Consider the following 15496-nt stretch of genomic DNA (forward strand, 5'->3'; position numbering starts at 1 on the left):
GCACCGCACGCGCGTGGATCAGGCCTCCGGCGCCGGGTCGGGGAAGACCAGCATTTCGGCGCTGCCGGCGGCGCGGGTGGTGGCCAGGACTTCAAGCACGCGGTCGCAGGCGCGCCTGGCTGCATCGGCAACGCCGCATCCGGCAAGCCGGTGTCCGGCGAGGGTCGCGCTGAACAGGTCCCCGGTTCCCTTGGGCGTGCTGTCCAGGCGCGGGTGCTCGATGACTTCGACGGACTCACGGGTCACCACGGCCACCCGCATCGTGCCGGCCCGCCAGCTGGCCGGCGCCGCGCTGGTGGCGACCACGCAGCGGGTTCGTCCGCCGAGCAGGGCGCGCGCCGCATCCACGACCTCGTCGACGCTTGCCACCGGCCGACCGGCCAGGAGCCCGAGCTCGAAGCCGTTGGGCACCAGGCCGTCGGCCAGCGGCAGGAGATGGGTGCGATAGGCCTCGACCATGCCCGGATCGACGTACACGCCGACGTCTTCATCGCCGATCACCGGATCGATGAAGAGCTGGATGCCCGGGCGCTCGTGCACCAGGGCCTCGATCCAGCGTGCAAGCGCCCTGGCCTGGGCGGGACCGCCGAGGTAACCCACGACCACGGCTTTCAGGCGCCGCAGCGAGTCGCGCGCGTGCAGGTCCGCCAAGTAGCCTTCGAACCACTCCAGCGGGATCGCGCCGCCATGGATCGTCGGATGGTGCGGTGTATTGCTCAGCACCACCGTCGGCACGGCGGCCACGCGCAGGCCCAGCGCCTGCAGCGTCGGCACCGCGATGGTGTTGCCGACCTGGCCATAGACGACCTGCGACTGCACCGAGACGACGTCGACCTGCATCGGCCGCAGTGGTGCCTGTCCGCCATGCCCGGACGGCGCGGGTGCGTTGCCTGTGTCCATCCGCTGATTCTAGGCCCCGCGGCTGCGGGTGCCGCTGATGCCGGTCAGGTCCGGGCCATCTAGAATGCGCGGGATGCACCCGGATGACGCCAGCAGCCCCGACGAACGCGACCAGGCCTGGATGCGCCATGCACTGGCGCTGGCCGACCGCGCCGAGCGCGAGTTCGACGAGATCCCGGTGGGCGCGGTGCTGGTGGGGCCGGAGGGCGAGGTCGTGGCCGAAGGCTGGAACCGGAACATCGGCGAGCACGACCCCAGCGCGCACGCCGAAATCGTGGCCATGCGCAAGGCCGGCCAGGCGCTGGGCAACCACCGGCTCATCGGCTGCACGCTGTACGTGACGCTGGAGCCCTGCGCGATGTGCGCGATGGCGATGGTCCACGCCCGCATCGCACGCGTGGTCTACGGGGCCGCCGATCCCAAGACCGGCGCCGCCGGCAGCGTCTTCGACCTGCTGGCCGATGCGCGCCACAACCACCGCGTCGAGGTGAGCGGCGGCGTGCTTGACGTGGAGGCCGGAACCCGGCTGCGCGACTACTTCCGGCGCAAGCGCGGGCGCGCCGCGGGCTGAGACAGCTGCAGGCGCCACGTTATGATGTGGGATTGCCGCGCCGGGCCCCGCATGCCCGCCGCGAACCGACACCCGACAAAGGAACGACGTGAGCGAAAGCAGCAACCGCCTGGCGTGGATCGACCTTGAAATGACCGGCCTGGACACCGACCACGACTCCATCCTGGAGATCGCCACGGTGGTGACCGACGCCGACCTCAACATACTGGCCGAAGGCCCCGAGCTTGCCATCGCGCATCCGCTGGCGCGGCTCGAGGCGATGGACGACTGGAACCGCAACCAGCACGGCAAGTCCGGGCTGTGGCGGCGGGTGCTGGAGGAGGGCGTGCCGATGGCCGAAGCCGAGGCGCGCACGCTGGAGTTCCTTGGCCGCTGGCTGAAGCCCAACGAGTCGCCGATCTGCGGCAACTCCATCTGCCAGGACCGCCGCTTCCTGCACCGCCGCATGCCGCAGCTCGAGCGCTTCTTCCACTACCGCAACCTCGACGTCAGCACCGTCAAGGAGCTGGCGCGCCGCTGGGCGCCCGACGTGCTGGCCGGCATCCGCAAGCAGGCCGCACACACCGCGCTGAGCGACGTCCACGACTCGATCGCCGAGCTCCGCCACTACCGCGGCGCCATGGGCACCTTCGCCCCGCACAAATAACCTTGTGCTCCTCATTGTAGGAGCAGCTATAGCTGCGACCCGGCATAGCACGCGTGCCACGGATTCGCGTCACTCGGGTCATGCGCGGAAAAGAGAAAGGCCGGGCTGCGAAGCCCGGCCTTCCAATCTTGCTGCCGCGGTGATCGCGGCCATGGCCGCTCCCACAGGGGACGCGGCGCGGGCGCTCAGCCGGTGGCCTTGGACTTGGCCAGCTTGAGCCAGGTGTCGACCACGGTGTCGGGGTTGAGCGACAGCGACTCGATGCCCTGCTGCATCAGCCATTCGGCAAGGTCGGGATGGTCGCTCGGGCCCTGGCCGCAGATGCCGATGTACTTGCCCTTGGCCTTTGCCGCCTGGATGGCCATCGACAGCAGCTTCTTCACCGCCGGGTCGCGCTCGTCGAACAGGTGCGCGACCACCGCCGAGTCGCGGTCGAGGCCAAGCGTCAGCTGCGTGAGGTCGTTGGAGCCGATGGAGAAGCCGTCGAACATCTCCAGGAACTCGTCGGCCAGCAGGGCGTTCGAGGGCACCTCGCACATCATGATCACCTTGAGCCCGTTGACGCCGCGGCGCAGGCCGTTGGCGGCCAGCACCTCGAGCACGCGGCGGCCCTCGTCGAGCGTGCGCACGAACGGGATCATCACCCACAGGTTGTCCAGGCCCATGGTCTCGCGCACCTTGAGCACCGCGCGGCATTCCAGGGCAAACGCATCCGCGAAGGCCTTGTCGACGTAGCGGCTGGCGCCGCGGAAGCCGATCATCGGGTTCTCTTCCTCGGGCTCGTAGCGCGAGCCGCCGATGAGGTTGGCGTACTCGTTGGACTTGAAGTCCGACATGCGCACGATCACCGGGTTCGGCGCCACCGACGCGGTCAGCGTGGCGATGCCCTCGGCCAGGCGGTCGACGTAGAAACTGACCGGGTCCGCGTAACCCGCGGCGCGCTCGTCGATCTTCTTCTTCGTTTCCGCATCCTGCGCGTCGTACTGCAGCAGGGCGTTGGGATGCACGCCGATATGCGCGGCGATGATCATCTCCAGTCGCGCCAGGCCGATGCCGGCGTTGGGCAGCTGGCCGAAGTCGAACGCGCGCTCCGGGTTGGCGACGTTCATCATGATCTTGAGCGGTGCCTCGGGCATCGAGGTCAGGTCGGTGGTGATGCGCTCGAAGGGCAGGGCGCCGGCGTAGATGAAGCCGGTATCGCCCTCGGCGCAGCTGATGGTGACCGTCGCGCCGTCCTCGATCGCGTCCAGCGCGTTGCCGGTGCCGACCACGGCAGGCACGCCCAGCTCGCGGGCGATGATCGCCGCATGGCAGGTGCGGCCGCCGCGGTTGGTGACGATGGCGGCGGCGCGCTTCATCACCGGCTCCCAGTCGGGGTCGGTCATGTCGGCGACCAGGACATCGCCGGGCTGCACGCGATGCATGTCGTCCAGGGTGCGCACCACGCGCGCCACGCCGCTGCCGATCTTCTGGCCGATGGCGCGGCCTTCGCAGACCACGGGGCCGCGGCTGCCGAGCATGAAGCGCTCGATCTGGGTGGCCTTGGCGCGCGACTTCACCGTTTCCGGGCGCGCCTGGACGATGAACAGCTTGCCGGTCACGCCGTCCTTGGCCCACTCGATGTCCATCGGGCGCTCGTAGTGCTGCTCGATGGTCAGCGCCTGGCGGGCAAGCTCGTGCACGTCTTCGTCGCTGATCGAGAACTTCGAACGCAGGGCGTCCGGCGTGTCCTCGTTGCGCACGCGCTCGCCGGGCTGGTCGGAATAGACCATGCGGATCTGCTTGGCGCCGAGCGAGCGGCGCAGGATGGCCGGGCGCTCCTTGCGCAGCGTCGGCTTGTAGACATAGAACTCGTCCGGGTTGACCGCGCCCTGCACGACGTTCTCGCCCAGGCCATAGCTTGAAGTGATGAACACCACGTCGCGGAAGCCGGACTCGGTGTCGAGGGTGAACAGCACGCCGGACGAGCCGACGTCGGAGCGCACCATCAGCTGCACGCCGGCGGACAGGAACACGTCCTCGTGCTTGAAGCCGTGGTGCACGCGGTAGGCGATGGCGCGGTCGTTGTAGAGGCTGGCGAACACCTCCTTGACCTTGACCACCACGTCGTCGGCGCCGGTGACGTTGAGGAAGGTTTCCTGCTGGCCGGCGAAGCTGGCATCGGGCAGGTCCTCGGCGGTGGCCGAGGAGCGCACGGCCACCGCCACGTCCTGGCCACCGTTGTCGGCGCAGAGCTTGGCGTAGGCGGTGCGGATGTCGGACTCGAGCGCAGGGTGCAGCGGTGCGTCGATCACCCAGCCACGGATCTCGCCGCCGGCGCGCGCCAGCGCGGGCACGTCCTCGACGTCGAGCGTCGCGAGCTTGTCGAAGATCCGCTGGTGCAGGTTGTTGTGTGCGACGAAGTCCTTGAAGGCGTCGGAGGTGGTGGCGAAGCCGCCGGGCACGGATACGCCGAGCCGGGCCAGGTTGCCGATCATCTCGCCAAGCGAGGAATTCTTGCCGCCCACCTGTGCAAGGTCGGTCAGGCGAAGGTCGTCAAGCCACAGGATGTTGGCGCTCAAGGCGGACTCCGGAGGGAAATCGGTGGATCAGCGGGAAAGGTGGCCGGCAGCGGCACCGGGCGTCGAGTCCGGGTATTTTAGCAAGCCATCCCGCCGCGGGGCCCGCGGCGCAGCAGGAAAAAACGCATGTCGACGCCGCGCCCGGTCTTTTACGTCTCGGATGGCACCGGAATCACCGCCGAAACCATCGGCCACAGCCTTCTCACCCAGTTCCGCGACACGGCGTTCGCCCCCGAGCGCATTCCTTTCGTCGACAGCATCGAGCGCGCCGGGGAGATCGCCCTGCGCATCCGGGCGGCGGGCGAGGCCTGCGGGCTGCGGCCGATCGTGGTCAGCTCCTGCGTCAACGTCGACTTCACCGCGGCCATCGCCGCCAGCGGCGCCATGCTGCTGGACGTGTTCGAACCGTTCATGAGCCTGCTCGAGGCCGAGCTGGGCGAAACCCGCCAGGCCCGCGTCGGCCAGGCGCACGGCATGGTCGATTTCGACGCCTATCACAAGCGCATCAACGCCATGAACTATGCGCTGACCCACGACGACGGCATGTCGATCAACTACGACGCGGCCGACGTGATCCTGGTGGCCGTGTCCCGCGCCGGCAAGACGCCGACCTGCGTCTACCTGGCGCTGCACCACGGGATTGCGGCGGCCAACTACCCGCTGACCGAGGAAGACCTGGAGCACGACCGCCTGCCGCCGCGCCTGCGTGCGCACCGCGCCAAGCTGTTCGGGCTGACCATCGATCCCGTGCGCCTGCAGCAGATCCGCCAGGAGCGGCGCCCGAACTCGAAGTACGCCGAGCTCGAGACCTGCAAGCGCGAAGTGGCGGCGGCGGAATCGCTGTTCCGCGCCGAGCGCATCCCGGTGCTGAGCACCACCCACACCTCGATCGAGGAAATCTCGAGCAAGGTGATGTCGACCCTGGGGATCCGCCGCGGCATGTTCTAGCCGAGCGTGTAGCATCGTTGGCATGTCGCACGTCGTCGCCCGCCGCCTGCATGTCCCCGGTCTCAGCCGCCTCGGCTGGCTGATGGCGCTGTACGCGGAAAACCATTCGCGGCTGGTGCGCCTGTTCGAAGCCGGCGACCTGGCCGTCGGCGGATACGTTTCCAGCATCGGAGACGGCCTCGACCTGCGCCTCGACGTGGTCGAGCGCCACGCCTACACCAGCGAACTGCGCATGGCCTACGTGGCACTGCCCGATCCGGTCACCGGCCAGCCGGACCCTTCCGCGTTCCTGCGGCTGTATCGCGATGCGCGCCAGGTGGAGGCCACCCACTGCTACGTCGGGCGCCGCTGGCAGGACGCGATCGGCATGTTCCCGCCGCCGGCGCAGCTGCTCGGGCACCGGATGCGGATGAACACCTTCCTCGGCAAGTGGCTGCAGTACCTGGCCGAAAGCGGGCATGGCGTGGCCACGCTGGCGCCGCTGCCTTCATGCCCCGCGCCGGGGGCGATGCTATCTTCGAAACGCAGTTCCCCCGACAGCAAAAGGTGAACCCATGACGACGAAGCTCGACAAACCGCTCAAGCGCGAAGTGCAGATCGGCGACAAGGCCTACACCCTGACCATCGACCCGACGGGTCTGAAGCTGGTCGAAAAGGGGCATCGAAAGGGCGTGGAAATCGACTGGCCGGAGATCGCCGCGCGCGAAGGCAGCGGCTGAACCACCAGCGACACGGACCGGCAACGCAGCCCTGCCCACAAAGAAAAAGCCCGCCATGAAGGCGGGCTTTTTCCGTGTTGGCGTCCCCACGGGGATTCGAACCCCGGTGTCCACCGTGAAAGGGTGGTGTCCTAGGCCTCTAGACGATGGGGACTTTGAAACCGTCCGCACTCATGACCGGCCCTGGTCGATGAGTGGTGGAGCCAGGCGGGATCGAACCGCCGACCTCCTGCATGCCATGCAGGCGCTCTCCCAGCTGAGCTATGGCCCCACGTTGCTGAGCCCGAAATTGTAGGGGCGGGAAATCGTTCCGTCAACACATGTTGTCGCGTTGCGCCTCGATGTCCTGTGCAGCAGGCGGGCGGCGTACATCATAGGGACAGTCATCGCCAACGCTTGCAAAGGATCCCCATGGAGACCGACCCGCAGTTCCCCCGCCGCCCCTCGACCGACGCCGCATCCCTGCCTGCCAGGGTCCAGGCGATCCTGACGTCGCCGCGCACGGAGTGGCCGGTGATCGCCGCCGAAGACGCGAGCATCAAGGGGCTCTACACGCGCTACATCATGATCCTTGCCGCCATCCCGGCGGTGTTCGGCTTCATCAAGGGCAGCCTGATCGGGCACAGCATGCTCGGCATCAACGTGAGCACGCCGATCCTGATGGGCCTGTTCGGCATGGTGCTTGGCTATGTGCTTGGCCTGGTGGTGCTGTACGTCGTGGCGATGATCGTCAACGCGCTGGCGCCGTCGTTCGGCGGCCGCAAGGACCACGTGCAGGCGCTCAAAGCGGTCGGCTACGCATGGACGGCGGCATGGGTGGCCGGCATCGGGGTGGTCATCCCCTGGCTCGGCTGGCTGATCGCCCTGGCCGGTGCCGCGTACAGCATCTACCTGCTGTACCTCGGCCTGCCGCACACCATGAAATGCCCGCCGGAGAAATCGCTGGGCTACACGGCGGTCAGCGTGGTCATCACCTTCGTGCTGAGCCTGGTCCTGGGCGCGATCCTGGCCGGGATCACCGGCGCGGGCGCGCTTGCCACCGGGGCACTGGGCGGGAGCAGCGGCAGCGACGTGACCTTCGACGAGGACAGCCGGCTCGGCCAGCTGGAGCGGATGGGCAAGCGGATGGAGGCCGCTGCCCGCGACGTTGAAGCGGCCAAGGCCAGCGGCGACGGCGATGCGCAGGCCAAGGCGCTGGGCGCGATGATGGGCGCCATGTCCGGCAGCACCGGCGCGGACGGCGAGCCGGTGCCGGCGCTTGCACCCGAAGCGCTCCGTGCGCTGCTGCCTGACAGGCTTGGAAACAGGGCCCGCACCGCCATTTCCGCCAGCCGCAACAGCGGCATGGGCATGGAGATCAGCCAGGCATCGGCCACGTATGCGGCTGGCGACGGTTCCGGCGAGATCCAGGTCGAGATCGTCGACCTTGCCGCCATGGGCTCGATGATGGCGATGGCCAGCGCCTTTGGCGTCGAAGAGAGCACCGAGACCAGCGATGGCTTTGAACGCACCTACAGCCGCGACGGCCAGCTCTTCAGCGAAGAGTGGAACAGTGCCGGGAAATACGGCACGTACAGCGTCACCGGGGCCGACCACTTCAAGATCGAGGCGAGCGGCAACGTCGACAGCTTCGACGAGCTCCGCAGCGTCGTCGGCCAGATCAAACCGCGCCGCGACTGATCCGGCAGTGGCCCGCAAGGGGCGCCCGGACCGGGCGCCCGCATCCGCTCAGTCGCCGTGGCGGGCGTATTCGGTCGTGCTGCCATCGTGCTGGACCAGCTCGACCGCGTAGGGATGGACCGTGCCGTCGGGCAGCTCCATCCCCGGTGATCCGGCCGGCATTCCGGGCACCGTCAGGCCGCGGGCATCCGGACGTTCTGCCAGCAGGCGCTTGACGTCGTCCGCGGGGACATGGCCTTCGACGAAATAGCCGTCGATCTCGGCGGTGTGGCAGGAGCCCTTGGCGTAGGGCACGCCGGCCCGCTGCTTGATCGGGCCCATGTCGTCGTGGTCGTGGACTTCGACGGCGAAGCCGGCGTCGCGCATGTGCTCGATCCAGGCCACGCAGCAGCCGCAGCTGGGGCTCTTGTGCACCACCAGCAGCGACGATTCGGCAGTGTTCGCCGGCGCAACGGGACTGTGCGCAGGCACGGACGGCGGACCCACGGGCGCAGCCGAGGTGCTGCTGTCGGCCGTGCAGGCCGCAAGCAGACCGAAGATACCCGCCAGCACCACGGCGAAACTCTTGTTGATGTCATTCATTGCAAATATCCTTTATGTGACTGTTTCAAAACCAGAATCTGAAACCGATAACAGCGCGTGTGTCGCGGCTTGAGCCGCCGTCGCTGCGACGCAGCCGGCTGGTGCCGCCGAACGTCCGCTCATGGACCACGCCAATGTACGGCGCGAAGTGGCGGTTGAGCTCGTAGCGCACGCGCAGGCCTGCTTCCATCGAGGACAGTCCCGAACCCACGCCGCGCGCCGGGTCATCCTTGCCGAACAGGGTGGCTTCGACCACAGGCTGCAGGATCAGGCGATTGCTGAGCAACAGCTCGTACTCGGCTTCCGCAACCAGCGCCGTGCGGCCTGATTCGCCCACGTAGCCGGTCACCGAGACCTCGAACATATAAGGCGCGAGTCCCTGCACGCCGAACGCCGCCCAGGTCTGCGAGTCGTCGGGGGCGAATTCGCGCTTCACGCCCGCAACCACGTCCCACCAGGCCGAGACGCTGCGCCCGTAGAGCAGCTCGAGGTCGGCGGACTCCGTCGTGCCGCCACTGCGTTCGCCCTCTGTACGCAGCCACAGCCGATGCAGGTCGGTGCCGAACCAGCCTTGCGCCTCCCAGGCCTGGCCGCTGCCGGGGTCGGCGTCCCAGGCCTCGAAGCGGTTGAACAGCAGATAGCTGTTGATCGCCGACGCGTGGGTCATGTGTCGCTCGAGCTTCGGGAAGGCGGCCGCGCGATCGGCGTCGGTGAGCGTCGGGATCGGGGTGACGGGGGCCGGGGAGCCTGATGGGCTGGCATGACCGGAGTGGTCCGTGGTCGAGTGATCCATGGCCGAGTGGTCCATGGTCGAGTGGTCCATCGTGGAATGGTCCATCTGCGAATGGCCCGTCGTCGAGTGATCCTGTGCCTGCGCCTGGCCGGTCGCAGCCGTCGCCAGCACGATGGCCAACGAAAGCAGGGTGGCATGCATGCCGCTCATGCCTGCTCCTCCACACGCACTTCGCGCATCATGCCCGCCTCCATGTGGTACAGCAGGTGGCAGTGGAATGCCCAGCGGCCGAGCGCATCGGCGCGCACGCGGAAGCTGCGCCTGGTGCCTGGCGGCATGTCCACGGTGTGCTTGCGCAGTTGGAAATTCCCGTCCGCGCCTTCAATGTCGCTCCACATGCCGTGCAGGTGGATCGGGTGCGACATCATGGTGTCGTTGACCAGCACGACCCGCAGGCGTTCGCCGTAGGTCATGCGCAGCGGCTCGGCGTCCATGAACTTCTTTCCATTGAACGACCAGGCGAACTTCTCCATGTGCCCAGTCAGGTGCAGCTCCACCTCGCGGCCCGGATCACGGCCGTCAGGATCGTCGAACAGGCTGCGCATCGCGCCATAGGTCAGCACGTCGCGGCCGTTGCCGCGCAGGCCGACGCCGGGATCATCGAGCTTCGGCGCCAGCGACATCGCCTGCATGTCGATCAGCGGATTGCCGTCCTCGCTGGCCGGGTGCTGCTGCATGCCGCCGGGGCCATGGTCCATGCCCGCCATCGGCTGCGTGCCGTGGCCGGCGTGCGCGGAGTGGTCCATGGCCGCGTGGTTCATCGCCGCGTGGTTCATCGCCCCGTGATCCATTGCCCCGTGATCCATTGCCCCGTGATCCATTGCCCCGTGATCCATCCCGCCGTGGCCCATGTCGTCCATGGTCAGCAGCGGGCGCGGGTCCAGCGCCGGCACCGGCGGCGCCAGGCCGTGGCGCACGGCCAGCGTGCCGCGGGCATAGCCGGTGCGGCCGCTGTCCTGGGCAAAGATCGCATACGCATCCTGGCCGCGCGGTTCAACCAGCACGTCGAAGGTCTCGGCGGTCGCGATCCGGAACTCGTCCACCGTGACCGGGTGGATGTACTGCCCGTCGGCCGCGACCACGGTCATCTTCAGGCCGGGGATGCGCACGTCGAAATAGGTCATCGCCGAGGCGTTGATGAAGCGCAGCAGCACCTTCTCGCCGGGCTGGAACAGGCCGGTCCAGTTGCCCGCCGGCGCGGCGCCGTTGAGCAGGTAGGTGTAGGTGTGGCCGTTGATGTCGGAGATGTCGGTCGGCGTCATCCGCATCCGGCCCCACATCGCGCGGTCGCGCAGCGTGGCTGCAAGGCCATCGGCACGCGCGTCGCGGACGAAGTCGCCCGCGGTTCGCTGGTAGTAGTTGTCGAAGGCGGAATCCTTTTTCATCCGCCGGAACAGCGCCTCGGGATCCATGTCGGTCCAGTCCGACAGCAGCAACACGTGCTCGCGGTCGTAGTGATAGGGCGGCGGCTGCAGCGGATCGATGACGATCGCGCCGTACAGTCCGGCCTGCTCCTGGAACATCGAATGGCTGTGGTACCAGTACGTGCCCGACTGGTTGACCTGGAAGCGGTACTGCCAGGTTTCACCGGGCGCGATGCCATCGAAGCTCAGGCCCGGCACCCCGTCCATGTTCGCCGGCAGGATCAGGCCGTGCCAGTGGATCGAGGACCAGCCGTCACGCAGGCGGTTGGCCACCCGCAGGGTGACGGTGTCGCCTTCGCGCAAGCGCAGGAGGGGGCCGGGCAGGCTGCCGTTGACGGTGGTCGCCAGGCGCGGGCGGCCGGTGAAATCCACCGCCGATCGGCCGATCGACAGATCGAAGCGGCTGCCGCTGAGGGTGGTCTGCACGGGAGCCGCGGCATGGCCTGGCCGGGCACCGAGGCCCAGCGCGGCCATGGCCCCGCCTGCGGCCAGGCCCTGCACGAAACGACGTCGGGGAATGCTCGCGCCAGTGCGCCGGGGAATGTGTCGCATGGAATCTCCGGATCACGCTGCAACGCCGCGGGCCTTGCCGCGGCATCGGGAGTCAGTGGATTGCGGCCCGGGCAATGCCGGGCGACAGTCGGGAACGCGCGCCAAAAGGCGCCGTGTTCAGGCGATCGGGGGACGGATGGGGCTCGGCAGAGGCGGCGCCGGATGGCCAGCGGCCAATCGATGCAGGCTCGCATCCGCGCGCGGCCGGATGACAGCGCAAGGCACGGCGGGCGCAACCGCCAACGAAGCGTGCATGCAGGCCTGGCGGCACTGCGGACTGTCGCTGCAATCGGAGCCATCGGCGCAATGGCAGTCGGATGTGGAGGCAGGGGCGTGAGCCTCGGCCTCGGCGGCGACGGCGACGGCGACGGCATCGGCATCGGCATGATCGGCACAATCGTCGGACTGGGCCGACAGTTCCACGGTTGCCTCGACCTTGGCCGAAGCCACGCCATGCATCGGCAGCCCGACAAGCACGCCCGCCATCGCGCCACCGATCCCGTTCAGGACCAGGGCAATGGCAAGAAGTATCTGCAGGGGCAGGGCATGCGCGCGCACAGTGCCGCCAGTCTAGCGCGTCCCGTCGCCGTCCGGCGGCTGCGAGCCGCGTGCCATGGGCAGCTGCCAGCCCCAGCGCAGGGCCGCCATCCGCAGCCCGAAGCAGACCAGGCCGCCGATGACGGCCGGCAGCAACATCGGCACGTCCAGCATGTGCCCGGCCACCACGATGCCCGCGCCAGCGAGCGCTGCCACCGCGTAGAGGTCGGCGCGCAGCACCACCGGCACGTCGGCCAGCAGCAGGTCACGCGCGATGCCGCCGCCGATGCCGGTGAGCATGCCCATCAGCGCGGCCATGACCGGGCTGAGTCCGAAGGCCAGCGCCTTTTCAGTGCCCGCAACGGCGAAGAACGCGAGGCCCACCGCGTCCAGCATCCGCACCGGGTTGCGCAGCCGTTCGATCATGGGCGCCCAGTAGAACGTGATCACACCCGCCGCCATCGCGACCGCAAGGTAGCGCCAGTCCTGGAACGCGGCCGGCGGCGTCGCGCCGATCAACACATCCCGGCTGATGCCGCCGAAGGTCGAAGCCGCGAACGACAGCACCAGCACGCCGAACAGGTCCAGGCGCTGGCGTACGCCCGCGGTCGCGCCGCTGACCGCGAACGCAAAGGTTCCGCACAGGTCCAACACCAGCACCAGGGTGCGGTGGAATTCAAGGGAACCCTGTAGTTCGGCGGGAATCATCGCCGGCAGCTTACACAAGCCCGGCATGGTGCCGAAATGTGAAACGGAGCAAGGGCTTAGGGGGGTCCCTAGGTTGTCGCGCGGTTCCGGTTGCAGGACTGTCCCGATATCGCCGAAAGGACGCGCCGCCCATGACCTTCGACTCCATCGCCGCCTCTCCATCCCCCACCGCCAACGCTGCGTTCGTCGACCGGCCCGGCGATTTCACCAGCCCCAGCGGCTACGACTACAACGACATCGCCGGCGTGCGCGGCAACCCGCACGTGACCCAGGCCTTCATCGACAAGGTGGAAGCGATCTCGGCGCGGATCGGCACCAAGCCCGAGTACCTGATGGCGGTGATGAGCTTCGAGTCCGCCCAGACCTTCAGCCCAGACGTGGTGAACCAGCTCAGCGGCGCCACGGGGCTGATCCAGTTCATCCCGCCGACCGCACAGGGACTGGGGACCTCGACCTATGCGCTGTCGCAGATGAGCGCGATCGAACAGCTGGACTACGTCGAGAAATACTTCAGCACCTACAAGGGCGAACGGCTGGGCACGCTGGAAGGCCTGTACACCAACGTGCTCGCCGGCCGTCCGATCACCGATCCGAACGCCACGCTGTTCGACACCGGCGATGGCAAGGCCTATACCCAGAACATCGGCCTGGACGCCAACCGCGACGGCCGCATCACCTCCGGCGAGGCGACCGACCGCGTGCGCCAGCAGGCGACCACGCCGCTGCCGCCGCCGGGCGGCAACGTCGCCAATCCGGGGCCTGCGCCCGATCCGGGTCCGGCGCCCGATCCCGCTCCGACGCCCACGCCGTCCTCAGGCAGCTACACGGTGCGGGCGGGCGACTCGCTGTGGGCAATCGCCAATGCCAACAACACCGACTGGCAGACCCTGGCCCAGCTCAACGGCCTGCGCGACGCCAACATCATCCATCCGGGCCAGGTGCTGCAGCTTCCGGGCGGTGGCGGCCAGGCCGATCCGGGTTCCTATACCGTTCGTGCCGGCGACACGCTTTCGGAGATTGCCAGCGGACTGGGTACCGACTGGCAGACGCTGTCGCGGCTGAACGGCCTGGGCAATCCGGACATGATCTATCCCGGCCAGGTGCTGCGGACCCCGGGCAGTGGCGATGCCGCGCCGCCGGCGACGGGCACGCACACCGTGCAGCCCGGGGAAAACCTGTCGACGATCGCCGCGGCCAACAACACCGACTGGCAGACCCTGGCCCGACTCAACGGCCTGGGCAACCCCAACCTGATCTTCGCCGGGCAGGTGCTCAGAATACCGGGCGGGGGCGATGTGGCTCCGGTTCCGGACCCGGATCCGGTGCCGGGTCCCGGCGGTGCCAGCACCGACCGCAGCAGTTTCTACCTGCAGCAGCCCGATGGCTGGTCCTGCGGCCCGGCCTCGCTGACCATGGCGCTGGCCGCCTGGGGCGTGCGTCCGAACAACATGACCACGCGCAATGAGGCGGTGGGCCTGATCGGGCAGAGCTGGGGTGAGGGCGTGCCGGGTGACGCCTCGCTGATCGCAGCGGGTGCACGCAAGGCCGGCCTGCAGGCCAGCTTCAATCCCAGCGGCTCCGCCGCATCGGTGCGCAGCGCGCTCGAGTCCGGCCAGACCGTGATCCTCAACGGCGGCCTGCCCGGCGGCGGCGGACACTTCATCTACGTCGCCGGCATCGACGGCAACGGCAACTTCATCGTCGGCGATCCCGCGCGTCCGGAGATCACCACCATGACCGCCGGCCAGCTGGAAACGTTCTCGTATGCCAACCCGGGCCAGCATCCGAACGGCTTCGCGGCGATCTGGAAGTAACGAGGAGCAGGCGCGAAGGAATGCCCGGCGGCGCCTGACCCGGTGGCGCAACAAGCAGGGCCGCGGGTGTGCGGCCCCTGTGCGCGGGTTACAGCGCCATGTCCTCATAGCTGCGGGGATCGGCGACCGGCTCAAGGTGCCCCGTCACGCGCATGGCCGGGAACTCCGCCACGATCTTCTCCACCAGGTCTTCCATGGCGTCGTGTCCGCGCAGCACCGTCCAGTCGCCGGGCACCAGCATGTGCATCTCCATGAACTGGCGCGCCCCCGCCTCGCGCGTGCGCACGGCGTGGAATTCGATCCGCCCCGGCTCGGCGTGCGCGTCCAGGATGGCCTGGATCCTAGCGTTGTCCTCGGCGGACAGGGTCGCATCCATCAGGCCCGAGGCGGATTCGGACATCAGCCGGTAACCGGTCACCAGGATGTTCACGCCCACCAGGATCGCGATCACCGGATCAAGCCAGTTCCAGCCCGTCAGCCACGCCAGGCCCAGGCCCACCACGACGCCGACCGAGGTGTACACGTCGGCCATCAGGTGCTTGCCATCGGCACGCAGGGTGATGGAGCGATGCCGGGTGCCGACCTTGATCAGGATCCGCCCGACGACGCCGTTGAGGACAGCGGCCACGATCGAAATGGCGAGGCCGATGCCGAGCGATCCCAACGGCCGCGGGTTGAGCAGGCGGTCGATGCCGAGGTAGATGATCGAGGCCGCGGCGACGAAAATCATGATCCCTTCCAGCGCGGCGGAGAAATACTCCGCCTTGCCGTGGCCGAAGTGGTGGTCGTCATCGGCCGGCCGGGCGGCAATGGTCAGCGTGACCAGGGCGACGATGGCGGCCACCAGGTTGACCATCGACTCGGCGGCGTCCGACAGCAGGCCCACCGAACCGGTGATCGCCCAGGCGCTGCCCTTGAGCAGGACCGTCAGCACCGCGGTCGCGATGGCGAGCCAGGCGTATTTCCTGAGGTCGGGCGTGGTTGTGGTCGGTCGGGCTTGGGGTTTCATGGGGACTATTGTCGGCTGTGTGGAGGGTCGGCAGGGATTCGTGTAAAAACGG

At 68.4% G+C, this 15496-nt stretch carries 15 protein-coding genes and 2 tRNA genes; 7 read left to right on the forward strand and 10 right to left on the reverse strand.

What is annotated here, in order from left to right; genetic code table 11:
• Nucleotides 1–18: 18 nt before the first annotated feature.
• Entirely contained in the window at nt 19–900 is an 882-nt protein-coding gene (gene pdxK / locus WCD84_RS02470; protein ID WP_343253980.1) for a pyridoxine/pyridoxal/pyridoxamine kinase, read from the reverse strand.
• Between the two features lie 73 nt (nt 901–973).
• On the opposite strand from pdxK, the gene tadA reads away from it, so the two are divergent.
• Nucleotides 974–1471: a tRNA adenosine(34) deaminase TadA gene (gene tadA / locus WCD84_RS02475; protein ID WP_343280304.1), complete on the forward strand. Its 498-nt coding sequence runs from the start codon at nt 974–976 to the stop codon at nt 1469–1471.
• 88 nt (nt 1472–1559) lie between these two features.
• Entirely contained in the window at nt 1560–2117 is a 558-nt protein-coding gene (gene orn, locus WCD84_RS02480) for an oligoribonuclease (RefSeq protein ID WP_343253978.1), read from the forward strand.
• 185 nt (nt 2118–2302) lie between these two features.
• Here orn and ppsA read toward each other — a convergent pair whose 3' ends face one another.
• Nucleotides 2303–4678, reverse strand: a complete 2376-nt coding sequence (gene ppsA, locus WCD84_RS02485; RefSeq protein ID WP_343253977.1) for a phosphoenolpyruvate synthase — start codon at nt 4676–4678, stop codon at nt 2303–2305.
• 126 nt (nt 4679–4804) lie between these two features.
• Between ppsA and ppsR the strand changes: the two genes are divergently transcribed.
• From ppsR to WCD84_RS02500, 3 genes are read left to right on the forward strand one after another with little or no spacing between them, the layout of a single operon-like run.
• The gene (gene ppsR, locus WCD84_RS02490; RefSeq protein WP_343253976.1) at nt 4805–5626 is read left to right on the forward strand and encodes a posphoenolpyruvate synthetase regulatory kinase/phosphorylase PpsR; all 822 of its coding nucleotides are present in this window, start codon (nt 4805–4807) and stop codon (nt 5624–5626) included.
• 22 nt (nt 5627–5648) lie between these two features.
• Nucleotides 5649–6176 carry a DUF1249 domain-containing protein gene (locus WCD84_RS02495; protein ID WP_343253975.1) on the forward strand — a complete coding sequence of 176 codons (528 nt, stop codon included), beginning with the start codon at nt 5649–5651 and terminating at the stop codon, nt 6174–6176.
• 4 nt (nt 6177–6180) lie between these two features.
• Nucleotides 6181–6345: a hypothetical protein gene (locus WCD84_RS02500; protein WP_343280305.1), complete on the forward strand. Its 165-nt coding sequence runs from the start codon at nt 6181–6183 to the stop codon at nt 6343–6345.
• 78 nt (nt 6346–6423) lie between these two features.
• Here the strand turns inward: WCD84_RS02500 and WCD84_RS02505 are convergent.
• Both WCD84_RS02505 and WCD84_RS02510 read right to left on the reverse strand, forming a co-directional pair.
• Nucleotides 6424–6499: transfer RNA gene (locus tag WCD84_RS02505), tRNA-Glu, on the reverse strand.
• A gap of 41 nt (nt 6500–6540) precedes the next feature.
• Nucleotides 6541–6616 (reverse strand) — tRNA-Ala (locus WCD84_RS02510).
• A 140-nt stretch (nt 6617–6756) separates the two neighbouring features.
• Here WCD84_RS02510 and WCD84_RS02515 point away from each other — a divergent pair.
• Nucleotides 6757–8025: a Yip1 family protein gene (locus WCD84_RS02515; protein WP_343280306.1), complete on the forward strand. Its 1269-nt coding sequence runs from the start codon at nt 6757–6759 to the stop codon at nt 8023–8025.
• Nucleotides 8026–8073: 48 nt separating this feature from the next.
• On the opposite strand, the gene WCD84_RS02520 is transcribed toward WCD84_RS02515, so the two are convergent.
• From WCD84_RS02520 to WCD84_RS02540, 5 genes are all read right to left on the reverse strand, one after another.
• Nucleotides 8074–8607 carry a DUF411 domain-containing protein gene (locus tag WCD84_RS02520; protein WP_343253972.1) on the reverse strand — a complete coding sequence of 178 codons (534 nt, stop codon included), beginning with the start codon at nt 8605–8607 and terminating at the stop codon, nt 8074–8076.
• A 25-nt stretch (nt 8608–8632) separates the two neighbouring features.
• Complete coding sequence (locus tag WCD84_RS02525; protein WP_343280307.1) at nt 8633–9550, reverse strand: copper resistance protein B; 918 nt, start codon at nt 9548–9550, stop codon at nt 8633–8635.
• Nucleotides 9547–11376 (reverse strand): copper resistance system multicopper oxidase, encoded by a 1830-nt coding sequence (locus WCD84_RS02530; RefSeq protein WP_343280308.1) that lies wholly within the window; start codon nt 11374–11376, stop codon nt 9547–9549. Before WCD84_RS02530 ends, WCD84_RS02525 begins: the two co-directional genes overlap by 4 nt.
• A gap of 117 nt (nt 11377–11493) precedes the next feature.
• A complete protein-coding gene (locus tag WCD84_RS02535) occupies nt 11494–11934 on the reverse strand; it encodes a CopL family metal-binding regulatory protein (protein WP_343280309.1) in 441 nt (146 codons plus the stop codon).
• A gap of 12 nt (nt 11935–11946) precedes the next feature.
• Nucleotides 11947–12621 (reverse strand): trimeric intracellular cation channel family protein, encoded by a 675-nt coding sequence (locus WCD84_RS02540; protein ID WP_343253968.1) that lies wholly within the window; start codon nt 12619–12621, stop codon nt 11947–11949.
• A 131-nt stretch (nt 12622–12752) separates the two neighbouring features.
• Here WCD84_RS02540 and WCD84_RS02545 point away from each other — a divergent pair, with 131 nt between their 5' ends.
• Nucleotides 12753–14435 carry a LysM peptidoglycan-binding domain-containing protein gene (locus WCD84_RS02545; RefSeq protein WP_343280310.1) on the forward strand — a complete coding sequence of 561 codons (1683 nt, stop codon included), beginning with the start codon at nt 12753–12755 and terminating at the stop codon, nt 14433–14435.
• Nucleotides 14436–14523: 88 nt separating this feature from the next.
• On the opposite strand, the gene WCD84_RS02550 is transcribed toward WCD84_RS02545, so the two are convergent.
• Complete coding sequence (locus WCD84_RS02550; protein WP_343280311.1) at nt 14524–15444, reverse strand: cation diffusion facilitator family transporter; 921 nt, start codon at nt 15442–15444, stop codon at nt 14524–14526.
• Nucleotides 15445–15496 lie beyond the last annotated feature (52 nt).

The sequence above is a fragment of the Luteimonas changyuni genome (assembly GCF_039548395.1).
Taxonomy (GTDB): Bacteria; Pseudomonadota; Gammaproteobacteria; order Xanthomonadales; family Xanthomonadaceae; genus Luteimonas.